Below are 20,471 nucleotides of genomic sequence, written 5' to 3'. Positions count from 1 at the left end.
GCCGGACAGAAAATAGGCCGGCTTTAGTCCGCCACGGGCCACTCCCAGGTTATTTCACCCAGCGAAACGATAGCGCCTTTTACCGGCGGCGCAACGGGTGCTCGCTAGATGTGGCGCTCTGTCCTGCCGGGTGGGCCACGAGGGTGGTGGGGGTTGGGGGCTGTGTAGGAGGGCTGAATGGCGATCACCTATGATCTGGTCAAGGAGGTCACGGCCGATCTTTACAATTGGTCGCTGCGCCGCATTCCTGAAAGCTCGAAAGCCAAGCTGCGCGAAGCGGTCGCGACCGAAACCGTGCCACATGCCCGCGAAACCCTGGCCTTGATGTTGGCGAGCGCCGAGACGGCGGAGACGACCGGTCGCTTTCTCTGCTCCGATGCCGGCGTGCCGAGCTATACGATCAAGATCGGCTCGCGCGTGCGTATGGACGGCGACATTCGCCAGGCGATCGTCGACGGTTTCGAACATCTGGTCGAGACGATCCAGCCGCCGATCATGCGCTTCGTCACCCATCCGCTGACCAATGAGCGCAGTTTCAAAGGCAAGGACATGCCTTTGGTCTCCTGGGAGCTCATCGGCGATGTCGATTACATGGACATCACCTGCGCGCCCAAGGCGCTGGGGGGCGGCCGCTGGGCGGCGATCGAAACTTTGGTCAGCCCCAGTCTTGAAGAGATCGAGCGCTGCATTCTGGAGATGGTGATGCGCGCCGGTGGCCAGCATTGTCCGCCGGTTGTCATCGGCGTCGGCATCGGCGGCACCTTCGATCACGCGGCGAAACTGTCGAAGGATGCGACCTTGCGGCCCTTCGGCACGCGCCACTCCGATCCGATGGTGGCCGACATGGAAGAGCGCCTCACCCGCGCGGTCAATCAGACGGGCTTTGGCCCGATGGGCTGCGGCGGCACGACGACCACCTTCGGCGTCCATATCGATTATGCCTCGGGTCATGGCTTCACGCCGATCGCCGTATCGTTCAACTGCTGGATCAACCGGCGCACGCGGGCGAAGATCTACAATTCCGGTGTCGTGGAGCGCATCGAATGAACACTTCATCTTTACGCCGCCTGCGCTTGCCCCTGACGCCCGATGAAGCGCGCACTTTGAAAGCCGGTGATTTGGTGCTGCTCGAAGGCGATGCTGTCGCCACCGTCGGCATGCCGACGCAAAAGCGCATGGTCGCCGAAGTCGAAGCCGGCCGCGAAATGCCCTTGCCGATGCGCGGCGGCGCCTTCTTCCATATGGGCGTTTGTTACGACGAAGAAGACGGCCGGCCGACGCGCATGCACTACGTCAATCCGACCACGTCGAGCCGCTTCAACGCTCTGATGCCGACCTTGATTCGCGGCCTCGGTCTCACCGCACTGGGCGGCAAGGGCGGGCTGTCGCGCGAAAGTGTCGAGGCTATGCGCGACGTCGGTTGCATTTATTTCTCCTTCGTCGGCGGCGCTTCGGCGCTGTTGAGCCAGGGCGTCGAAAGCGTCGTCGATGTCGCCTGGACAGATCTGATCATGCAATTTCGTCTCAACCAGATCCGTCTGTCGGGCTTCGGGCCGGTGACGGTCGCCATCGATGCCCATGGGGAATCTATCTACGAGCGCATCATGGTCTCGGCGCAGGCGCGCCTGCCGGATATTCTGGAAAACCTTCGCCGCCCTTCGCAAAGCTGAACGAGAAACTGATGAAAGCAATCGAGATCACCCGGCCCGGCGGGCCTGAAGTGCTGGCCTTCTGCGACCGGCCGATGCCGCAGCTTGGTCCCGATGATGTGCTGATCCGCGTCAAGGCGGCGGCGGTGAACCGGCCCGACGTGCAGCAGCGGCGCGGCCTCTATCCGCCGCCGCCCGGCGCCACCGATCTGCCCGGGCTCGATGTTTCAGGCGTCATCGAACAGGTCGGCGCCAACGTCACGCAGTGGCAAGCCGGCGATGAAGTCTGCGCGCTGGTCAACGGCGGTGGCTATGCCGAATTCTGCGCCGTACCGGCGCTGCAATGCATGCCGCTGCCGAAGGGCAGCAGTTTCGTCGAAGCGGCGGCTTTGCCGGAAGCCTTCTTCACCGCCTGGAATAATGTCATCTGGCTCGGGCGATTGAGCGATGGCGAAACGCTTCTGGTGCAGGGCGGCACCAGCGGCGTCGGCATGGCGGCGATCCAGATGGCCAAACAATTGCGCGGCGCGCGTGTCATTGCCACCGCGGGCACGGACGAGAAGCAAAGCAAGTGCCGCGAGATCGGCGCCGATATCACCGTGAGCTATCGCGGCGATTGGGTCGCCGACGTTGTCGCCGCGATCGGCAAGGAGAAGGTCGACGTCGTGCTCGACGGCCAGGCCGGGCCTTATACGGAAAAGCAGTTGCAACTGCTGGCGCCCGATGGCCGCGTCGTCCTCATCGCCAGCCATCTCGGCGAGATGGCTGAGGTCAACGTGCGCAACATCGTCCGTCGCCGTCTTACCTTGACGGGCTCGACCCTGCGGCCACGGCCGGCGACCTATAAAGGCCGCATCGCCAGCGAACTGGTCGAACAGGTCTGGCCTTTGATTGAGAGCGGCCGCATTCAAAACCACATCTGCGCCACCTTCGATTGGCGCGACGTGCGCGACGCCCATGCTCTGATGGATGCGGGCGAACAGGTCGGCAAGGTGGTGCTGCGCGTCGAAGCAATCTAGGAGCGTGTGGTAGGTCGTCAGGAAATGCCCTATGAAGGCCTATTACGACGTTCCGTTCTTTTGCCCTGGATTGCTTCGCTGCGCTCGCAATGACGGTGTGGTTTTATGCCCGATTTACCTCCCGCCGTGCGGCGACCAATCCCGGCTGTCCTGGCTGTCGTCATTCGCGACAATCGCGTGCTGCTGGTGCGCCGCGCCAATCCGCCTGACGTCGGCCTGTGGGGCTTTCCCGGCGGCAAGATCGATCTCGGCGAAACCATCGAAGCCGCAGCGGTCCGTGAACTGTTCGAGGAGACGAGCGTTCGCGGTGAAGCGTGTGACGTCGTCACGGCCGTCGATGCGTTGGATCTCGATGCCGACCGGAATATCCGGCACCACTATATCTTAGTCGCGGTCCGCTGCCGTTGGATATCGGGCACGCCTGTCGCGGGCGACGATGCGCTGGAAGCCGCGTGGTTCGATCTCGACACTTTGGAGAGCGCCGATCTTGCCATGAGTTTCGGCGTCGCCGATGTCGCGCGGCAGGCGGCGAAGCGCGTTTGTCGGAAACCTTGAGTGTCATCCCCGACAGCCGCGCAGCGGCTGAGCGGGGATCCAGGGGCGAGCGGTAAAACGATCAACGCGGCAGCGGTTGCTCTGGATTCCCGCTCGCGCCTTCGGCGCGTCGGGAATGACACGGAGGGTTCTTTGCTGATATCGCTGCTTCCAAGCTGTTCGTATTTCAAATGATTGCCGATCGGAGATTCCCCCCATGGGTCGAGCCCTGCACCGCTTCTGGCGGATCACCTTCGGCATCTTGGCGGCTCTCGCGATCCTGCTCACCGGCGCCTGGGGCGCGCTGGCGCTCTGGTATCAATTCCCAGGGCCTCCCGTCGCGAAAGGTGCCGCTGTGGCGGTCTGGGCACTGCTCGCGCTGGTCGCCATCATCGCTTTGGTGATGGGGCATTGCAAAATTTCGCTGCTTTATGCCGGCGGCTTTGCCGCTCTCCTGCTCTGGTGGGTCAGTATCTCGCCCCGCAACGATCGGCTCTGGGCCGATGATGTCGCGCAAACCACGCGAGCGGAGATCGATCCTGGCAAGCCCGACATCGTGCGATTGACGCAAGTGCGCAATTTCGATTGGCGCAGCGAAGCCGATTATACGCCGCGCTGGGAAGCGCGCACCTATGATCTCTCGCGCCTGTCTTCGGTCGATCTCGCTCTGTCCTATTGGGCCAGTCCGTCGATCGCACACACGCTCGTCTCTTTTGGCTTTGAAGGCGGCGATCATGTCACCTTCTCGGTGGAGATCCGCAAGGAGAAGGGCGAGGATTTTTCGGAGATCGGCGGTTTCTTCAAGGAGTTCGAACTGAGCCTCATCGCCGCCGATGAGCGCGACATCATTCGCCTGCGCACCAACATCCGCAAGGAAGACGTCTATCTCTATCGCATCGGCCTGACGCGGCCGGCCATGCGCTCTCTCTTTCTTGCCTATGTGGCGAAAGCCAACAGCCTTGCGGACAAGCCGCGCTGGTACAACACGATCACCGCCAATTGCACCACCATCGTCTATGAGATGGTCAAGCACATCGTGCCCGGCCTGCCGCTCGACACGCGGCTGCTGTTTTCCGGCTATCTGCCCGAATATATTCATGACGTCGGCGGCCTGGTGCCCGGCCACAGCCTCGACGAATTGCGCCGGACGGGCCGCATCGCCGAGCGCGCCAAGGCCGCCGATCGCGATCCGCAGTTCTCGCAGGCCATTCGCACCGGCATGATCGACTGAAAGCCATCCCGCGCAAATCGCCGCTTCCCTCCATTTACAAAGATCAATTATATAGGTTATAGGTTGAAAGGGAGCCTGAGACCGTCCCAATGACGGCAGGTGGGAGAGGGAGAAATGCCCAAGATGCCAATATTTCGCCGAGGCGGCGCCCTTCTGGCTGCATGGATCTGCGCGACGACCGCTGTCGCTGCGCAAGAGGCGCCGCGCACCCGCACGATGGTCGAGGCCGGACCGGCCAAAATCGATGTCATCGCCGAGGGGCGCGGACCGCTGATCGTCATGCTGCCGTCGCGTGGGCGCGATTCCGAAGACTTCGATGCGGTCGCGGCGGGTCTGGCGAAGGCGGGCTTCCGCGTGGTGCGGCCGCAGCCGCGTGGCGCCGGCGCCAGCACGGGGCCGACCGAGAATGTCCGCATGCAGGATCTCGCCGCCGATGTCGCTGCCGTTATAGCGCAAGAGAAGGCTGGCCCCGCCGTCATCGCCGGTCATGCCTATGGCAATTGGGTGGCGCGCATGGTGGCGACCGATCATCCGCAGCTCGTGCGCGGCATCGTGCTGATCGCCGCCGCTGCGAAAACTTTTCCCGATGAATTGCGCGCCGTCGTGCAACAATCCGGCGATCCGAAACTGCCTGACGAGACGCGGCTCGCCGCCCTCAAGCGCGGCTTCTTCTTGCCCGGGCACGATGCCTCCGTCTGGCTGAAAGGCTGGGCGCCGGCAGCGAACCGCATTCAGGGCGCGGCGGCCACGGCGACGAAACAGGCTGAATATTGGAACGGTGGTGGCGTGAAAATGCTCGATCTCGTGCCCGACAGCGATCCGTTCAAGCCGAAAGAAAAATGGAACGAGAGCCGCGAGGAATTCGGCGATCGGGTGACGGTGAAAATCATTCCCAACGCCAGCCATGCGCTGATCCCGGAACAGCCGGCCGCGGTGGTGGAGGCGATCGCCAGTTGGATGAAGACATTGTGAGAATAACCTCGCCGATGTCGAGGACAAGGAGGGAAAGATGAAACGAGTTGCTTCAGGTCTGCTCGCCACTGTGTTGCTGGCCTGCGCTGTTCCCGTTCACGCGCAGGACTATCCGTCCAAGGCGATCAAGATGATCGTGCCGTTCGCGGCTGGCGGCCCCGCCGATCTCGTGGCGCGCGTCATTGGCGAAAAACTGTCAAGCGTCGCGGGCCAGCCCGTGGTCATCGAGAACCGTGGCGGAGCCGGCGGCATGACCGGCATCGGGCAGGTGGCGAAAGCGGATCGCGATGGTTACACGATCGGCATCGCCAGCTCCGGCACTTTGGCGCTCAATGTCGCTCTGAAACAGGCGATGCCTTATGATCCGCTGAAGGATCTTTACCTGGTGACGCAGGCGGTGTCGGCGCCGGAACTCCTGGTCGTCGGGCCAAAAGTTCCCGCCAAGGATTTCAAGGAATTTGTCGCTTTGGCGCGCGCCCAGCCGGGCAAGCTCAATTTCGCCTCCTCGGGCAATGGCGGCATGCCGCATCTGGCCGCCGAACTTCTGAAGATCGCCACCAAGACCGATATGGTTCACGTGCCTTATCCGGGCGCGGCGCCGGCGGTGAACGATCTTCTCGGCGGCCATGTGCAACTGATGTTCGCCGACGTGCCTGTGCTGCTCGGCGCCGTGCAGGCGGGACAATTGCGGGCGATTGCGGTGGGCAGCAAGAACCGCGTGCCCTTGCTGGCGGATGTTCCGACCACCGCCGAAGTCGGCGAGCCGGATGTGCTGGCCGACAATTGGTATGGCGTCGTCGCGCCGGCCGGCCTGCCGCAAGCCGTGGCGCAGAAGCTCTATGATCTCAGCATCGCAACCTTGCGTGCACCCGACGTGAAGGATCGTCTGGAGAAGCAGGGGCTCGGCGTTGTCGGCAGTTCGTCGGCGGAATTCACCGCTTATGTGCGCAGCGAGATCGAGCGCTGGGGCAAGGTGGTCGAGATCGCCAATGTGAAGATCAACTGAGGGATCAGCCGGAGCCTTTGTGTCATCCCGGACACGCGCAGCGTGATCCGGGATCCAGAGGCGAGCGGTAACATGTTAGAAAAAATAGCTGTGCCGCAGCTATTTCCAAGATTTTGACGTTTGCCCCTGGCTCCCGGATCGCACCTGCGGTGCGTCCGGGATGACACCAAGATGCGTCGCAACAGACCTAAAACTTCAGCCCCATCTCCTTGACCAGCGGTTCCCAGGTCTGCCGCTCGTCGCGCAGATATTGCCGCGCCTGATCGGGCGAACTGTCGATCGGCGTCATGCCTTGCAGATCCATCCGGTCGAGAAAGGTCTTGTCGGTCTTGGCGTCCGTCAGCGCTTTGTTCAGACGCGCCGCGATCTCCGCCGGCAGGCCAGTCGGTGCCATGAGGACGGAGAAGTTGCGCGAGACCAGGCTTGGATAGCCTTCCTCGGTGGCATTGGGCACTTCTGGCAAAAGGTTGGACCGACGCGGGCCGCCGATGACGAGCGCCGTCACCGCTTTCGATTGCACGAACGGCCGCAAGGTGGCGATGTCGCCGAAGATCATCTGCAATTCGCCGGACACCACGTCGGGCACGGCGGCGCTGGTGCCGCGATAGGGCACATGAACGGTCTTGATGCCGGTGGCGCGGTTCAAGAGTTCGGCAGCGAGATGCGGCGTCGTGCCAATGCCGGCCGAGCCATAGTTCAGCGCGCCAGGCTTTTCCTTGGCATAGGCGATGAACTCTTTGAACGTCTTCGGCGGCAGTTTGGCCGAGACGACGAGCACCTGCGGCGATTCCGCGATCACGCCGATCAGCGAAAAATCTTTCTCGATATCGATCGAAGCCGGATCGGCGCTCGGCGCAATCACCAGAGGGCCGGGAGAGCCGAGCAGAAGCGTATAGCCATCGGGGCGGGCGGTGCCGACATAGCGCGTGCCGACCAGGCCGCCGGCGCCGGGCTTGTTCTCCACCACGACGCCTTGGCCGAGCTGTTTCGACAAGGCTTCCGCCGTCGAACGGCCGGCGATGTCGACCGGGCCGCCGGCCGCATAAGGCACGACCAAAGTGATCGGACGGTTCGGATAATCCTGCGCCATTGCGGGCGCGACGACAGCCGTCAGCGCCGCCGCGAGCACGGCGCGTCTGCACATCAACATGGTTTCCTCCTCTAAGATTTATGATCGATGGCGCGCATCCAATCGACGACGGCGCGCGTAACAGCTTCCGGTTGTTCGGGGATCAGCGCATGGCTGGCGTTGCGGACGAGCGCGACGCTCACCCGATCGCCGAAATCCTCGCGCATTTCATTGCGCCGCTCCGGCGGCTTGAACGGATCGAACTCCGCCTGCAGATCGAGCAGCGGTCCATTGCCGCCCGACCAATAGGTTTCTTGCACAATGGCGGCGCGCGCCGCGCGCTGCGGCGCCTGCATATGCGGATGCCAGCCGGCAAGCCACGGTGTCGGATCATTGCCCGGCGCGAAGAAAGCCTTGCGCAAAGCCGCCAGCCTGACGTCATCAGGCAGTGACGGATCGCCGGCCTCGGTCACGGCGCGCGACAGATCGGCAGGGTAAGTTTTCGCCGCCGACGCCGCGACGACAATGCCGCGCACGGTGGCGGGAAAAGCGACGGCAAGCTGGCGCGCTACGTAATGGCCGAAGGCATGGCCCAGCACGACGGCCGGGCCGGCTTTTTCCGCGCCGATCACTTCGGCCACGTCCTGCGCCAGATCGCGCAAGGTGATGCCTTCCAGCGGGCCCTGGCTGTCGCCGATGCCGCGCGGCTGCGGCCGCAGCACGCGATAGCCGGCCTGCGCGATGCCTTGCGCCACATCGTCGTAATCGTCGGAATCGCGCGCCTGGGAGGGCAGCAGAACGATCAGCGGTCCTTGCCCTTCGGCGCGCACGCGGATCGTCACATCGTTATAGCGATGCAGATATTCTTCACGGACCCCAGACACGGCGTCTCCCCGCTTTGCAGTTGCCAAGTTGCGTTTCGGCTGTATATCAGACCTAATAATATAGGTTTATGATTTTTGTAAGAGGAAATTTACGGCGCTCGATTGACGTCGCCGGGCTGTTCGCCTTTGGGTTCAATATCAAACGGATGCTCCTGGATGATCGCTCTGCCTCTCCGCTCTAGTTCAAGGTCTCTCTGTCTGAGTTCTTGCCACGCCGGAAAGGGCCTTGGCGCATGATGAAGCTGCACTGGTCGCCGCGCTCGCCCTATGTGCGCAAGGTCATGCTGGCCGCCCACGAACTGGGCCTGGCCGATCGCATCGAGCGCCTGCGCACGGTCGTCGCCATGTCGTCGGCCAATGCCGATCTCATTCCCGACAATCCGTTGAACAAGATTCCGACGCTCGTGTTGGAGGATGGCCGCGTCCTGTTCGATTCCTACGTCATCCTCGAATATTTCGATCAGATTTCCGGGCGCCGTCCGTTGATCCCCACAGGCGGTGACGCGCGCCTCACGGCGCTGCGCCGGCACGCGCTCGGCAGCGGCTTTCTCGATCTGCTGATTCTTGCTCGCAACGAACGCGACCGGCCGGAAGCGCAGAAGTCGCCGGCTCATATGGAAGCCTTTGCCTACAAGCGCGCCGCAACTTTGCGGCATCTGGAGAACGAGGTAGCGACTTTCGCCACGGATGCGATCGGCATCGGTGAAATCGCTGTCGGTTGCGCGCTGGCCTACAGCGACTTCCGCTTCGCCGCCGATCCTTGGCGCGATCGTCATCCGCGCCTGGCGCTGTGGCACGAAGCTTTCGAGGCAAGGCCCGCGGCGCGCGCCACGCAATTTCAGGATGGCTGACCAGATGGCTGACGCGCTTGCCGGTGTCTGCGATTGCCATGGCCACGTCATCGGCCCGCGGCCGCGCTTCGCCCAGGCCTCTTTCTCAGGCGACGTGCCCGAAGCCTGGCTCGACCGGCACCAGGCGGCGCTGGCAGAGATGGGCGCTTCGCGCGCGGTGATCGTGCAGCCGTCATCGGTCTACGGCTTCGATCACGCGGCCTTCCTCGACGCACTGCGCCAGCGGCCGAACGCCTATCGTGGCATCGCTGTCGCCGGCGCCGAGGTCAGCGAGGCGCAATTGCAGGCCTGGCACGCGGTCGGCGTGCGCGCCTTGCGCTTCGTCGACATCAAGACCGCGTCGGGCGGGCCGTTGCCCGGCAGCGTCGGCCTCGACGCGTTGGAAAAGCTGGCACCGCGCCTGCGCGCTCTGGGGCTGCATGCGCACATCTGGGCCGACTGCGAAGCGATCGTCGCCAACGAACAGCGTCTGCTGGCGCTCGGCCTCGACATCATACTCGATCACATGGGCAAACCGAATGTCGCCAGCGGTGTTGAAGATGCGAACTTCCAGCGGCTGTGCGCTTTGGTGCGCGACGGGCGCCTCTGGGTGAAGCTGGCGCTCTGCCGCAATTCGCGCGAGCTGCCCGATTATCCCGATCTCAGACCCTTCCACGACGCTCTGGTCGAGGCCAATCCCGATCAACTGCTGTGGGGATCGGACTGGCCGCATCTGCGCATGGGCGATCTGACGCCCGATGTCGGCCATCTGATGGCGCTTTTCCGGGCCTGGGTTGGCGACGAGGCCGCGGCGGTCCGCATCCTGGCTGAGAATCCAGCCCGGCTGTTCGGCTTTCCGGCCGCTTAAGACGCTGGCCCGTTTGCCGCATTGACCTCACCCCGGCTTTGCGTCTAAGGGAAGCGCCATGAGCACCGCCACCTTCCAGCATTCGTATTACGCGCCGCGCATCTAGCGGCAGGAAGGGCTTTGTCTTTTTCAACCGCTGTCAGCCAGCGGTTGGAGCGTGACCTCTGGCGTAGTCTCAAGAGGTCCATCGTGTTTCCTGGCAAACTTTCTGAACGTCCCCACCAGCGCCCGCGTCTGGGCATCATCGGCTTTGGCGCTTTCGGCCGCCTGATGGCTGAACATCTGCATCCGTTTTTCGATCTGCGCTGCCATGATCCGAAACACGCAGCCGGAGAGGCAGGGGCGCCGCAAGGCGTCACCTTCGTCGGTCTGCCGGAAGCGGCGCGCTGCCCGATCGTCGTTCTGGCCATGCCGGTGGCGGCCATGGCGCAAGCGGTCGAAGCCATCGCGCCGCATCTGTCGCCGGGCGTGCTGGTGCTCGATGTCGGCTCGGTCAAGGCGCTGCCGGCTGAGATCATGACGGCGGGCCTGCCCGCTCATGTCGATGTCGTCGGCACCCATCCACTCTTTGGTCCGCAAAGCGCCCGCGGCGGTCTTGCCGGCTTGAAGATCGCGCTTTGTCCCATTCGCGGCAAACAGGCGCCGCGCATTGCCGCCTTCCTGCGTCGCCACTTCGCGCTCGATGTCATCATGACGACGCCGGAGGCGCATGACCGCGAAGCCGCCGCCGTGCAGGGCCTGACCCATCTCATCGCCAAAGTGCTGGTGCAGATGGAGCCCTTGCCCTCCACCATGACGACGCGCAGCTTCGATCTGTTGATGGAGGGCATCAACATGGTGCGCGACGACGCGCCGGAAGTCTTCGATGCCATCGAACGGCTGAATCCCTTTGCCGCCGAAATGCGGCGCAAGTTTTTCAGCCTTGCCGCCGAACTTGCCGATGAACTGGAAGGCGCCGACGCGGCGCGCCGCTCTGTTGCCACGCGTCAACAGAACGACGCATCGGTGGCTTGAAATCTCCCACCGTTTCAATGAGACGGTGAGAGATACGAGAGGGCTTTATTTCAGCGGCAGAAACAATTCGCAGACCACATCAGGCACCGGCACGTTCGGGAACACCGAAAAGTGCCGTTGGCAATAGATCGGGAAGTCGCGTGCTTCCTCGCCGCTGGCTGGAAGCCAATCACGATAAAGGTAGAGCGCGGCTGGCTCGAGGTTGTTGGTATTGTGGGCGACGCGCAACACGGCGCAGCGTCCGCCGGGGATGATGCCTGCCTTCATCTGCCCGTCATGAGCATCGATCGGCTGGTCGGTCCCGACACACAGGTCCATGCTATAATCGGCTGGGTTCGCGGGAATCCGTTCGGAACGAAAGACGTTGAACGTGGGGCTCGTCTGGGGCGACAGGCCGGCGGCCTTACGCCACGCGATGAACCGCTGGATGGTGTCGGGCAGTCCCGCTCGATCGCCTCGGTGTTCCATGATCGCCACCGGCGTTGGCGGCACGTCGCGGATCGTCACGTCATCGGGTTCATAGGTAATCTGCATGAGCTTGCTCCTCGCATTGTCGAGAGGCCCGAAGGCCGCAAGCCACGGCGCCCAGTCGGGAGATTTCCGAAACGACGAAGGCGATTGCCCGAACCGTTGCCGAAAGGCACGGGCGAAGGCATCCGGTGCATCGTAACCGGCATCCATCGCGATATCCGTGACGCTTTGGGCGTCCATATGGGCCAGCCGGTGCGAAGCGCGCTTCATACGGGCAAGCTGGACATAGCGATGCACCGACAACCCGAAGGTCGCCGTGAACTGCCGGTGGAAATGATATTTCGAATAGGCCGCGACGCTGCTCAGCGCATCCAGGTCCAGATCGTCATCTAGATGCTGGTCGATGTGATCGAGCACCCGCTGCATGCGGGCATGATAGCTTTGAAGCGCCGCCTTCATCACTCTGTTCTCCGTGGCAGCGCCAGCTAACCGCAGGCAGACAAGACCTGCTCGACCGATCTTGCGGTTCTGTCACGGCCGCCTCATCACCGTGTCGTCGCGACGAGCAGGTCCTCGGCATGATGAGGCGGACGCAAGCCATCGCTGCGCCCCGCGAAATAACGCTCCGTCAGCGTCGTGCCGGAGATGTGTTGCGCCTCCTTGAAGCCGGCTTGGTGGGCCAAGGCGAGAAGCTCGTCTGGCATGAAGAAACTCAGGAAAGGTGTTCCGGCGGCGCGGGCGCCTTTCGCGGCGATTTCGAAGCCGGGCCGCACGTCATCGTCCATCATGTCGAGCGGCAGCAGGAATGTCATGGCGAACGTGGAGCCTGGTGCCAGCGCCGCGATCTGGCGCAAGGTCGCAGTCACCGCCTCTTTCGTCAGATACATGCTGACGCCGGTCGAAGCGACGACGGCCGGGCGGTTCACGTCGAAGCCGTTTGCCGCCAGCCGCTGCTGCCAATCGTCGCCGGCCTCAAAATCGACAGGCACGAGATGCAGCGTATCGGGAATGCCATAGCCGCATTCGACAAGGCGCTGCCGCTTCCAGGCCTGCGTGCCAGGCTGATCGATTTCGAAAATGTGCAAGCCCGAGGCTATCTCGGGCCGGCGCTGCGCGAACGTGTCGAGACCCGCGCCAAGGATGACATATTGGCCGACGCCCTTGCCGGCCTGATGGATAGCGAGATCTTCGATGAAGCGGGCGCGTGCGACGATCGAGGCGCGGAAGAGCCGCGTGAATCCCGGGTCCATGTCGGGGCGCTGCCGCCAGCTGGCGTCGGGCGCCACCAGCTTGAGGCCGATGTCGTCAGCCAACACCGGCGGCGGCGCATCGGCCACCAGATGCAAGGCGCGCCACAACGCCACGCGCACTGCCGTGTTATCAGGCTCGGTGGTTTGTTCGGGCATCATTCACCCCATTGTTGCGTCGTCAGTACCCCAGCGCCGCGCCGTCGCTGCGTGGGTCCGAGGCGCCTTTGAGTTGTCCATCGGCGGCGCGCGTGATCGCACCAGCATGGCCCATCGTATTGCTGTAGGGCTCGATCAGCTCGACATCATGGCCGGCCTGGCGCAGCGCCGCGATCAAAGCCGGATCGAAACGGTTTTCCAGGCGCAGGTTCATTTTGTCCTCGCCCCAGGTGCGGCCGAGCAGCCAGCGCGGCGCGGTAATGGCGTCTTGCAAATCCTCGTCGAAATAGACGTGACGCGTAAACACGGCCGACTGTGTCTGCGGCTGGCCTTCGCCACCCATCGTGCCATAGACCATGCAGCGCCCGTCGCTGAGATGCGCCATCGCCGGGTTGAGCGTGTGGAATGGTTTACGCCCCGGTCCCAGGGTGCGCGGTGAGCCCGGCTGCAGGCTGAAACTGGCACCGCGATTCTGCCAGATGATGCCGCTCTCCGGCAGCACGACGCCGCTGCCGAATTCGAAGAAGGTCGATTGAATGAAGCTCACCGCAGTGCCGGCGGCATCGATGGCGCCCATCCAGATCGTATCGCCGGGCGAGGCCGGTTGCGGCCAGGGCAGGGCCTTGCGGCGATCGATGCGGTTGACCAGCGCCTGTACGCGAATGTCGCTCAGGAAAGCCGCGACATCTTGAGTCATCGAACTTGGATCGCCGATATACTTATCGCGCAGCAGGAAGGCCTGTTTGGTGGCTTCGATCAGTCCGTGGATGTGATCGAAGCTTTCTCCCTGCGCCACTTTCAGGCGATCGAACTGCGCCAGAATGAGCAGCGAAGCGAGGCCCTGCGTCGGCGGCGGCATGTTGTAGAGCCGGCCGACACCGGTCGTGACCGAGAGCGGCGCAACTTGCTGAGCGTCATAGCCGGCGAAATCTTCAAGCGTCAGCGGCGCGGCGCAACGGGCGAGATCGGCTGTGATCGAGCGGGCGAGTTCGCCGCGATAGAAATCCTGCGTGCCCTTCGCCGCGAGCTGCCGCAAGGTGCGTGCGAGTGCGGGAAACCGCATCGTCTCGCCGCAGGCTGGCGGCCGGCCGCCGACCAGATAGGACTGAGCGAAGCCCGGTTGCAGCGCCAGTTCGCCGAGCTTCGATGTGGTCAGCGCCGCTTGGCTTTCGCTCACCGTGATGCCCTGTTCCGCGCGTGCGATGGCATCTTCCAGCAGCCGCGCCAGCGGCATGCGCCCGCCCATCTCCTGCGAGACGGCGAGTGCCGCGCCCCAGCCAGCAACCGTTCCCGCCATCGTATTGGCGGCGAAAGGCCCGCGCGCCGGAATGGCGTCGAGCTTTTTGTCCGCATAATAAGCCAGCGTGGCCTTGCGCGCGGCGCTGCCGCAGGCATCGATGGCGATCGGGGGCGTGCCGGCGCGGGAGATCAGCCAGAAGCCGTCGCCGCCGATCGAGTTCATATGCGGATAGACCACGGCTATGGTGGCGGCGGCCGCCACCATAGCTTCGATCGCATTGCCACCTTCCTGCAAAATGCGCAGGCCGGCCTCGCTGGCGAGCGCATGAGGTGCAGTGACCATGCCCTGACCGGCATGGCTGGTGGTCAAAGTGCGAGGGGCCATGGTCTGATCCTTATTTGCTGATCTCGTCGAGCAGGTTGCGCCCGCCGCCGACGTTGATCTCGCTGCGCAAATTGACGAAGCGGCTGCGCGGCCGCTGTTCGCCATATTCTTGCAGCAGCTTCGGCCGTTCCTTGATCTCGCGCACGGTCTTGCGCAGCTCCACCGCGACATCCTTGTTCAGATCGCGATAGAAGCGCGACGCGGCCAGCGCCGGATCGGCAATGCGTTTCTCGACCATTTCGGAGAGCGCTTTGGTTTTCGTCTCCAGTGCTGCGAGATCGATCTTGGTGCCCTTGGCGAGTTCGGTCGCGAGATCGCGCGCCATCTGCCAATCCGAAACGCGCTGTTGCGCACCCGGTTTGTCGGTGGCTGTGCCGGCGAGTTCGCCCGCGCGCTTCTCGGCATAGACCGTGTAGATGTTTTCCATCTCCTGATTGACGTCGAAACAGGCCTGGCCCGCCGCGGTCAGGCGTTTGTTGATCTCGTCGCCCTTCTTATATTTGTCGTCCTTGAAATCCTTGGCGTTGATATAATCGGCCAGCGTGCTGAAATCGGGGCCCGTGGCCTTCAGAATGTCATTGGCCTTCTTCATCATATCGACCGCCTGGCTGCGGGTCGGCTCAGGCACGGCTTGCGGCCCCGGCGGCAGGGTCTGATAGAAGCGCGATGAATAATGCATCGTGAGGATCGGCGACTTACCCGTGCGCCAACGCTCGTAGGAATTCGATTGCCACAAGGTCCAAGCGGCGCTGCCGCATTCGCGGCTCAAGGTGCGATAGGCATCCCAGAATTGCGAGACCGCGCGGTCATCGGGCTTCGGCTGCGCGAGCACCGGCACGGTGGCAAGGCCTGCAGTGAATGCAAGGCTTGTGACCAAGGTTCTTGCGATCAAACTATTACGAAATAAGCGCATCTTTTATCCCATTAAAAGCAATAACGCGGCGATCTAGGTATCATCTGCTCGGCAAGTCAAGGCGACGTCCATGCATGTGTCGCATGCTTGCGCACGGTCCCTATTCGACGTTGATATTATTGCTGTTTATTCACGCGCATCGTCACGGCTTGGTGCTGCCGAATGATTCAGAAATGTCATGAACGCTGGCAACCCAGCCAAAGAAACTTGCGATGTTGAACTCGGTCGCTTCCTGCATGAAGGGCGGACCGACGGCCATGCAGGCATCAGCTACCATGATGCCGAAATAACCCAGATGATAGGCCGCGCGCAGTGCCGACTCGACACCGACATTGCTGGAAATGCCGCAGACGAAAACCGTGTTGATGTTGCGAGCGCGCAGCAGGCGATCGAGATCGGTGCCGGCGAAGCCATTGTCGGCGGCTTTCTGAATCAGCAGATCGCCGGATTGCGGGCGCAGCGTTTCGATCAGTTCGTAGTCCCAGGTGCCGCGCGTCAAAATGCGGCCCTGTTCTTCTGGATGCGCACGCATGTATCGCAAGGCGTTGGATTTATGCCAGAGCGGCGAAGCGGGGCCGGGCGCCTCGTGATAGTCGGGCGAGAAACCGTTCTGCATGAGGACAACAGGCAAACCCGCAGCGCGGGCAGCCGTGCAGAACTGTTCCACCTTGGCCGCCGTCGCGGCGGCGGGGGCAATGTCGAAGCCGATGCGGTCGAGATAGCCGGAAGGCGCGCAAAAGGCATTCTGCATATCGTTGACGAGCACGGCGGCGCGGGTGAGATCCACCTCCACCGCCGCAGGCCGGGCATTGATCGACACGAGGGGCATTCGGATCCTTCCTGTAAGCAGCGTCTTGAGGGAGCAAGCCCGCCCCATCAGCCGCTGTCAATTGCAAGCTTGCGAAGGAGGCCGGCAAGGCGCTTATGCTAGCGATGGAGCGAGTCGGGAGCGAAGGTGATGATGCGCTTGCCCGTGTTGAAAGGGATATTGCCGCTCGATCGGGCGCAGGCGCTGCGCGACATCGTGGCCGGCGCCACATTGGCGGCAATGAGCATTCCGCAGGTGCTCGGCTATGCCCGCATCGCCGGCATGCCGCCTGTCAGCGGCCTTTACACGGTGTTGTGGCCGACGCTGGCTTTCGCCGTCTTCGGCGCGTCCCGCCATCTGGTCGTCGCCGCCGATTCTGCCACCGCCACCATTCTTGCAAGCCGCCTCTCCGCCATGGCGCCGATGGGCAGCGCCCAATATGTCGCGCTCGCTGGCATGGTCGCGCTGCTCACCGCCGGGCTGCTGCTGCTGGCGCGCATTTTCAAACTGGGATTCTTGGCGGATTTCCTGTCGCGCACGGTGCTGGTCGGCTTTCTCGCCGGCGTCGGCGTGCAGGTGGCGATCGCCATGCTGGGCGACATGCTGGGCCTGCGCGAGCAGCCGCATGGAACGCTCATGCAGATTTGGTCGATCGTGCAGTCTCTCGACAGGATTCATCTGCCCACTCTGGCGGTGGCCGCCGCCGTCGTGGTGGCTGTGCTTGGCTGCAAATTCTGGCTGCCGCGTCTGCCGGGGCCGTTGCTTGCCGTCGTGCTCGGCATCGCCGCCAGCTATGTCTTCAATTTCGCCGGCCGTGGCATCGCCGTGCTGGGACCGGTGCAGGGCGGCTTGCCCGGCCTGCATCTGCCCTTGGTGAGCTGGCAGGAAGTTCTGGCTCTGCTGCCGGTGGCCGGCGCCTGTTGCGTGATGATCATCGCACAGAGCGCCGCCGCCGGTCGCGCTTTCGCCGAACGCTATCGCGAACGTGTCGATGCCGATGCCGATATTTTAGGCCTTGCCACGGCCAATGCGGCGGCCGCCGCCAGCGGCACATTCGTCGTCAACGGCAGCCCGACGCAAACCGCCGCCGCCGATTCCGCCGGCGCGCGCAGCCAATTGGCGCAGGTCGCCTTTGCCGCGATCGTCGTCCTGGTTCTGCTGTTCCTCAGTGACTGGCTGCAATATCTGCCGCACGGCATCCTGTCGGCTTTGGTCTTCACCATCGCCATCGGCCTCATCGACATCAAGAGCCTGCGCGCGATCCTGCGCGAAAGTCCCGGCGAGTTCTGGCTGGCTTTCACCACGGCCGCCGCGGTGGTGCTGATCGGTGTCGAACAAGGCATCCTGTTGGCGATTACTTTGTCGCTGCTGCGCCATGTCCGCCACAGCTACCATCCGCATACGATCGTGCTGGCGCAGGGCAAGGATAGCAAATGGCTGCCCGTGCGCGCCGTGCCCGGCATCGAGACGGCGCCGGGCCTGATCGTGCTGCGTTTCGGCGCCGACCTCTTCTATGCCAACGATCATTTCTTCGCCCAGAAGGTGCGCGCGCTCATCGATGCAGCGCCGCATAAGGTGCATCGGCTTGTGATCGATGCCGGCCCCATCACCAATATCGATTATTCCGCCGCGCGTTCGGCCGACGAACTTTTCCGGGAGCTGTCTCAGAACGGCGTCGAGGTGGTTTTCGGTCGGGTCAGCCCTTATCTGCGCGCCGACATGGAGCGCCATGGTCTTGTCGCGTTGCTCGGCGAGAACCACATTTTCCCCACGCTGCACGAAGCGCTGGCGGCGGCTGGCGTCAAAATGCCTTCCGAAGCCGGACCGGAGACTTGAGTTTTATCGTCATTGCGAGCGCAGCGAAGCAATCCAGGGGTGCAGGATCGAATCATAGGCGAGAATGTGCCTGCAACATAGGCATTCTCGACATTTTACCACGCGCCCCTGGATTGCTTCGTCGCTACGCTTCTCGCAATGACGGGTGGACGTTCGTGCATGCATCACGGCAGCGGTTCGAGCCAGCCCTTGTAATGAACCACCAGGCCGATTTCCGGCAGAGCGATCGGCACGTCGAAATGGAAGCGTCCGTCCTCCTGCCATTCGCGTGCAATGCTTTGCGGGGCGAGCGCCAGCGGCAAAGGCAGGCCGAAGACACTCCAGCCTTTGATCGGCATGGTCAGGCCCTTTTCATCGCACGGCAGATCGAAGCGAAAGCGCAGCGGCCCGAACCGCTCCGTCAATTGGCCGCCCTTGGCGCTGAGATGGCTCTTGAAGCGATGTTGGCCGAAGGCGCGTGTCCAGCATTCGACGCCGTCGCTTTCGCTGAACGCCACATGCACTTTATGGTGGCCGGCCGGCGGAAAGCCCATCATCCACGCGGCGCATTTCGCCAGCGGGTGATCGCCGCGCGCCACGTCGGCTTCGCCCTCGGCACCGCCGTCGCCGCGCAGGTCATGCATCGCGCGCACTTTTTCGGGCAGGCGCGCGAACTCCGTGCCGGCCACGCGGGCGTAAAGCGGCGGCGGCAGCAAGGTCTGGCTCTGTTCGTGACGGATCGACAGCGTGGCGAACAAGGGTTCGAAATCGGCCAGGGTCAGTAGCCCACCAGCATCCCGCGCACCGGGTTCGATCTCGCGCGCCAAAATCTTGTCGGCCAGGATGGCGGCGGCGAGTGTCGGAATTTCCGGTCCGTCGCCATCGGCGGCGATCAGGGTCCAGTGCCGTTCGATGAAACGGCCGTCCATCTCGCCGATCATCGTCATGGCCATGGCGGAACGCGTGTCGCTAAAGCGCTTGGTGAGCCGTTGCAGCGGCGCCAGCAGAGGTGCGAGTGGCGTGAGCGAACCACGGCCGATCCAGCGCACCGGCCAGCTCAACAGCCAGAGCCCGAGCGTCTGGCTGGCGAATTCGGTGCCGGCACGGAAAGTCACCGCCGGCCGGCCGGGCAAGCTGGCCGGCAGCAGATCGTGATCGGGTACATCGGCGATGGCGAGCCAGCGGTTGCGCAGCTGTGTACCATCGGCCAGGCGAAAATTTTGTCGGCGCAGTTCCTGCCAGCCCCATGTCGGGCTCCAGTTCTGTCCGCGCCAGAGCTGCAGCGGCTTGCCGACATAGCTGAGGATCGCGCGGGCAACCGAAGAACCAGCCGTGGCGCGGTTCGAGGCGCTGATGGCGATGTCGATCCGGCGTACCCGCGACAGGCCTTGCGCCAATTGACGGGCGACCGCGCCCGACAAAGCCGGCACGCTGGAAGCGCCAGCTATGATCGCGACACCGGCATCGCGCGCCGGCGCGTCGAGCGCGTGAATGTTGGTGACGAAGTCGCGCGCATCGGCCAGATCGAGATAGGGGATCGAAGCGGCGATACAGGCACAGGGCAGGCGATCGTTGCCCGTCTGAAACGGTCCGGCCGCATCGATCACCAGATCAGGACGATGGGCGGCGAGCAGGGCGCTGAGATCGTCGTTGCGGTCGGCGACCAAAGCCGTCGCCATCGGCAGGGGGGCGCAAAAGGCTTCCGCCTTGTCGGCCGAACGGCCGGCGACGAGAACGTGATGGCCCCGCGCCAGAAGACGGCGCGTCAGCCGCGCGCCAAAGCCGCCATATCCGCCGATGACGAGGATGGCGCTCAGAGGACACGCTCCCTGTCTTCGGGCCTCGGCACCCAGCAGGTGTCGCGGCGGCCAAACAAGCGATAGCGATTGCGCGCGATCAGGCGATACAGCGGATCGCGGATCGCTCTGGGCACGATGCGCAACACTGTGAGGGCGCGCCACGGCCAGCCGAGCCCCTCGCAAATGCCGAGAATGGCATCGCTGTCGCGGCGCAGCCGATCGCCTTCGACGACGATGAGACTGTCGGGATTGTCGGGGTTCAGGTCGAAACGCCGGTAAAGCCCCGCCCCGGTCGCCCCTTGCAATGTGGCGAGCTTGAAGTGGCGACGGCGATCATGACGCAGCACGAACTGCGCGTTGGTCGAACACAACACGCAGTGCGCGTCGAACACGATGATCGGCTCATGAGTCGATCCGGTCATGAAGGCATGATGCGGTGCGTCGTCGGGTAGATCAAGGGCGATCGCGGCTGTGCGCACAGGAGAGAGCGGCCATGCGCAAAAATCATGGAACCTGCAAGGGAGGTCTCGCCGAGAGATGAGTTTCGCAGCCGAAAGCG

General features: G+C 63.5%; 20 protein-coding genes. 11 read left to right on the top strand and 9 right to left on the bottom strand.

Annotated features, from left to right (window positions below):
* The first annotated feature begins 177 nt into the window (after positions 1–177).
* The 7 genes from OIM99_RS02905 to OIM99_RS02875 all read left to right on the top strand — a co-directional run bounded on the left by OIM99_RS02905 (position 178) and on the right by OIM99_RS02875 (position 6,411).
* Positions 178–1,047: a fumarate hydratase gene (locus OIM99_RS02905; RefSeq protein ID WP_311848808.1), complete on the top strand. Its 870-nt coding sequence runs from the start codon at positions 178–180 to the stop codon at positions 1,045–1,047.
* A complete protein-coding gene (locus OIM99_RS02900) occupies positions 1,044–1,670 on the top strand; it encodes a fumarate hydratase C-terminal domain-containing protein (RefSeq protein WP_311848807.1) in 627 nt (208 codons plus the stop codon). Before OIM99_RS02905 ends, OIM99_RS02900 begins: the two co-directional genes overlap by 4 nt.
* A gap of 11 nt (positions 1,671–1,681) precedes the next feature.
* A complete protein-coding gene (locus tag OIM99_RS02895) occupies positions 1,682–2,668 on the top strand; it encodes an NAD(P)H-quinone oxidoreductase (protein WP_311848806.1) in 987 nt (328 codons plus the stop codon).
* Positions 2,669–2,773: 105 nt separating this feature from the next.
* On the top strand, positions 2,774–3,223 hold the full coding sequence (locus OIM99_RS02890; protein ID WP_311848805.1) for an NUDIX hydrolase: 450 nt from the start codon (positions 2,774–2,776) through the stop codon (positions 3,221–3,223).
* Positions 3,224–3,419: 196 nt separating this feature from the next.
* On the top strand, positions 3,420–4,433 hold the full coding sequence (locus OIM99_RS02885; protein WP_311848804.1) for a DUF4105 domain-containing protein: 1,014 nt from the start codon (positions 3,420–3,422) through the stop codon (positions 4,431–4,433).
* 123 nt (positions 4,434–4,556) lie between these two features.
* Complete coding sequence (locus OIM99_RS02880; RefSeq protein ID WP_311848803.1) at positions 4,557–5,405, top strand: alpha/beta hydrolase; 849 nt, start codon at positions 4,557–4,559, stop codon at positions 5,403–5,405.
* 37 nt (positions 5,406–5,442) lie between these two features.
* Entirely contained in the window at positions 5,443–6,411 is a 969-nt protein-coding gene (locus OIM99_RS02875) for a tripartite tricarboxylate transporter substrate binding protein (protein WP_311848802.1), read from the top strand.
* A 187-nt stretch (positions 6,412–6,598) separates the two neighbouring features.
* Here OIM99_RS02875 and OIM99_RS02870 read toward each other — a convergent pair whose 3' ends face one another.
* On the bottom strand, positions 6,599–7,561 hold the full coding sequence (locus tag OIM99_RS02870; RefSeq protein WP_311848801.1) for a tripartite tricarboxylate transporter substrate binding protein: 963 nt from the start codon (positions 7,559–7,561) through the stop codon (positions 6,599–6,601).
* An 11-nt stretch (positions 7,562–7,572) separates the two neighbouring features.
* A complete protein-coding gene (locus OIM99_RS02865) occupies positions 7,573–8,364 on the bottom strand; it encodes an alpha/beta hydrolase (protein ID WP_311848800.1) in 792 nt (263 codons plus the stop codon).
* Between the two features lie 233 nt (positions 8,365–8,597).
* Between OIM99_RS02865 and OIM99_RS02860 the strand changes: the two genes are divergently transcribed.
* From OIM99_RS02860 to OIM99_RS02850, 3 genes are all read left to right on the top strand, one after another.
* A complete protein-coding gene (locus OIM99_RS02860; protein WP_311848799.1) occupies positions 8,598–9,215 on the top strand; it encodes a glutathione S-transferase in 618 nt (205 codons plus the stop codon).
* A gap of 4 nt (positions 9,216–9,219) precedes the next feature.
* Entirely contained in the window at positions 9,220–10,062 is an 843-nt protein-coding gene (locus OIM99_RS02855) for an amidohydrolase family protein (protein ID WP_311848798.1), read from the top strand.
* Positions 10,063–10,251: 189 nt separating this feature from the next.
* Positions 10,252–11,076 (top strand): prephenate dehydrogenase, encoded by an 825-nt coding sequence (locus OIM99_RS02850; RefSeq protein WP_311848797.1) that lies wholly within the window; start codon positions 10,252–10,254, stop codon positions 11,074–11,076.
* Between the two features lie 45 nt (positions 11,077–11,121).
* Here the strand turns inward: OIM99_RS02850 and OIM99_RS02845 are convergent, their stop codons facing one another.
* The 5 genes from OIM99_RS02845 to OIM99_RS02825 all read right to left on the bottom strand — a co-directional run bounded on the left by OIM99_RS02845 (position 11,122) and on the right by OIM99_RS02825 (position 16,319).
* Positions 11,122–12,006 (bottom strand): AraC family transcriptional regulator, encoded by an 885-nt coding sequence (locus OIM99_RS02845; RefSeq protein ID WP_311848796.1) that lies wholly within the window; start codon positions 12,004–12,006, stop codon positions 11,122–11,124.
* An 86-nt stretch (positions 12,007–12,092) separates the two neighbouring features.
* Positions 12,093–12,953: a class I SAM-dependent methyltransferase gene (locus OIM99_RS02840; RefSeq protein WP_311848795.1), complete on the bottom strand. Its 861-nt coding sequence runs from the start codon at positions 12,951–12,953 to the stop codon at positions 12,093–12,095.
* A gap of 22 nt (positions 12,954–12,975) precedes the next feature.
* Entirely contained in the window at positions 12,976–14,577 is a 1,602-nt protein-coding gene (locus OIM99_RS02835; RefSeq protein WP_311848794.1) for a gamma-glutamyltransferase family protein, read from the bottom strand.
* A gap of 10 nt (positions 14,578–14,587) precedes the next feature.
* Entirely contained in the window at positions 14,588–15,490 is a 903-nt protein-coding gene (locus OIM99_RS02830; protein WP_311848793.1) for a DUF3829 domain-containing protein, read from the bottom strand.
* A 142-nt stretch (positions 15,491–15,632) separates the two neighbouring features.
* On the bottom strand, positions 15,633–16,319 hold the full coding sequence (locus OIM99_RS02825) for an isochorismatase family protein (RefSeq protein ID WP_311848792.1): 687 nt from the start codon (positions 16,317–16,319) through the stop codon (positions 15,633–15,635).
* A 129-nt stretch (positions 16,320–16,448) separates the two neighbouring features.
* Between OIM99_RS02825 and OIM99_RS02820 the strand changes: the two genes are divergently transcribed.
* Positions 16,449–18,134 (top strand): SulP family inorganic anion transporter, encoded by a 1,686-nt coding sequence (locus OIM99_RS02820; RefSeq protein ID WP_311848791.1) that lies wholly within the window; start codon positions 16,449–16,451, stop codon positions 18,132–18,134.
* Between the two features lie 164 nt (positions 18,135–18,298).
* Here the strand turns inward: OIM99_RS02820 and OIM99_RS02815 are convergent, their stop codons facing one another.
* Complete coding sequence (locus OIM99_RS02815) at positions 18,299–19,912, bottom strand: DUF4166 domain-containing protein (RefSeq protein ID WP_311850336.1); 1,614 nt, start codon at positions 19,910–19,912, stop codon at positions 18,299–18,301.
* Between the two features lie 14 nt (positions 19,913–19,926).
* Entirely contained in the window at positions 19,927–20,334 is a 408-nt protein-coding gene (locus OIM99_RS02810; RefSeq protein ID WP_311850335.1) for a DCC1-like thiol-disulfide oxidoreductase family protein, read from the bottom strand.
* Between the last annotated feature and the right edge of the window lie 137 nt (positions 20,335–20,471).

Source organism: Methylocella sp. CPCC 101449 (assembly GCF_031921685.1).
Lineage (GTDB): Bacteria > Pseudomonadota > Alphaproteobacteria > Rhizobiales > Beijerinckiaceae > Terripilifer.
The sequence above is the reverse complement of the archived record's forward strand: the minus strand, read 5'-3'. Positions and strand labels throughout refer to the sequence as shown.